The 1,956-nt window shown below is 42.0% G+C and carries 2 protein-coding genes and 1 pseudogene; all 3 read right to left on the bottom strand.

Features of this window, described 5'->3' with window-relative positions; translation table 11 throughout:
* Positions 1 to 251, bottom strand: a 251-nt coding sequence (locus MUP17_03625; protein MCJ7458066.1) for a prepilin-type N-terminal cleavage/methylation domain-containing protein, incomplete at its 3' end; no start/stop codon positions are given.
* A 391-nt stretch (positions 252 to 642) separates the two neighbouring features.
* Positions 643 to 747: pseudogene (locus tag MUP17_03630) on the bottom strand (prepilin-type N-terminal cleavage/methylation domain-containing protein).
* A gap of 229 nt (positions 748 to 976) precedes the next feature.
* On the bottom strand, positions 977 to 1,956 hold a 980-nt coding region (locus MUP17_03635; protein MCJ7458067.1), incomplete at its 5' end, for a hypothetical protein.

Below are 1,956 nucleotides of genomic sequence, written 5' to 3' on the forward strand. Positions count from 1 at the left end.
TCCACTCCCAGACTCATAATAGAACCTCCGGCTGAAGCCGAGACCCCGTTGCAGCAGTAACTGTTATACTCCTGACGGTAAGCATGTTGCATTGCATATATTTGTTTCAGGATTTGCTTGGCTTCGGTCTGCTTGGATTTAGTCGTAGCCTGCATAAATTTGGGGATAGCTAAAGCTGCTAAGATCGCTATAATGACAACCACAATCATCAGCTCGATCAGGGTGAATCCTTTTTCTTTCCTGTTATACATCTTCGATCCTTCAGGTTACCTTAGCCCGGTCCACCAGAGGTGGACCGGACTAACTCAGTTTTGCTGCCCTCGCCAGTTAGCTCGAGGCATCATTAATGGTACAGGTGAGTGTACCAGCTTGATCGATTGTCCAGGTATCGACAGTAGCGTCATCATCCAGGTTACCAGCAGCAGTGGCAGTGAAAGTATTCGCAGCCGCAACTAAGGTATAAGTATATCTGGCATTAACCATGACATCGATTCCCAGGACCGGGATAGAGCCACCAGCTGTGGCTGAAGCTCCATTGCAGCAGTAAGCGTCATACTCCTGCCGATAGGCATGCTGCATGGTGTATATCTGTTTCAGGATCATCTTGGCTTCAGACTGTTTGGACTTGGTAGTTGCCCGCATAAACCTGGGAATAGCCAGGGCGGCCAAGATACCGATAATGACTACCACGATCATTAACTCGATCAGGGTGAAACCCTTCTGCCCATTTCTCTTCTTGCTCAGCATTTCTTTCCACCTCCTCTCCTTCAGTTAAAGTTAACGGTTTAGTTTTCAACTCAATTTCCACTTTTGCTATTAACTTAAAAGCAAAGGTTATGCCAGAAGCGAAGTCATTTTGATAAGTCGTTTTATACAAAAACATTACCTTCCACAGGCAGAGTAGATAAGATGCTTTCAATTCTTTAAAAAAACGTATTTCGCTTAATTCCTTGCGAAATGCAAGCTACTCCCTTGTTCAATTTTTAGCCAGCTGTAATCTATTTCTTAATCTTTCAACTTTTACTTGAAGTTCAGAACTCGAAGAGTCCAACTCTAAGGCTGAGGAAAAATTCCTTAAAGCGTCTTTAAACATCCCCCTTTGTTCATAGTAAAGCCCCCAGCGATAGGTGATATACACGAACATCCTCAGAGCATCTACATCTCTCTGGAATATTTTATCCTCTTTTCGTGAATAAAAGCTGCTTTCAAAATCCCTCTGCTTTTTCAAAAGCTCCGGCGAAAGCTCGGTTGAAAACCTCTTGCCCAATCTGTAAAGGTGACCTGCGGGAGATAGAAAATTTACCAGTTCTGAGTCTCTCTCAGTATATTCCATGTATACCGGGAAATTTCGATTTAGCCCTTGAGTCATTAAGCTCAAGAATAGATACTCGCCTCGCAAGTCAGCCTTAATATCTGAAAATAGCTTAGGATAGTTTTTCCTTTCCTGCTGACAATTCCATTCCGCCTGCAACAGACTGCGGTCTAAAACTGCCACGTCCCTCCTGTACCCTTCACCATACCTCAGAGCAGAAAGGATAAAATAGAGATTTGGATTATCGATAAAAACCACTGCATTCCTCTCTAAGGGTGAGAGAACTGCTTTTCCATACTTATAAGCCAAATCGTTTTTAGACAAGTCTGCCAGCCGGTAAAAAGTCAAAAAAGGCAAAAGAGAAATTGAAAAAAAGAAGATAGAGAATACGATTTTCAGACTTTTATTGAAGCCAGAACTGAAATTACTTCTAACAATCCACTCATTGATACTCTTCAGCAGAAATAAAATCCCCACTCCAAACATAAAGGCAAACGAGAAAATTACCGGAAGTATATATCCCTGAAAATCAAGGCTGGTGGAGATAAACTCAGAGGGAAGAATGATAATAGTGGCTGAATTTCCCAGTATCAGGAGCAGAAAAAAAATAAAGAGTTTAAAATGTTTTCTTAGCAGGAAGAAAA

The sequence above is a fragment of the Candidatus Zixiibacteriota bacterium genome (assembly GCA_022865345.1).
Classification (GTDB): domain Bacteria; phylum Zixibacteria; class MSB-5A5; order MSB-5A5; family RBG-16-43-9; genus RBG-16-43-9.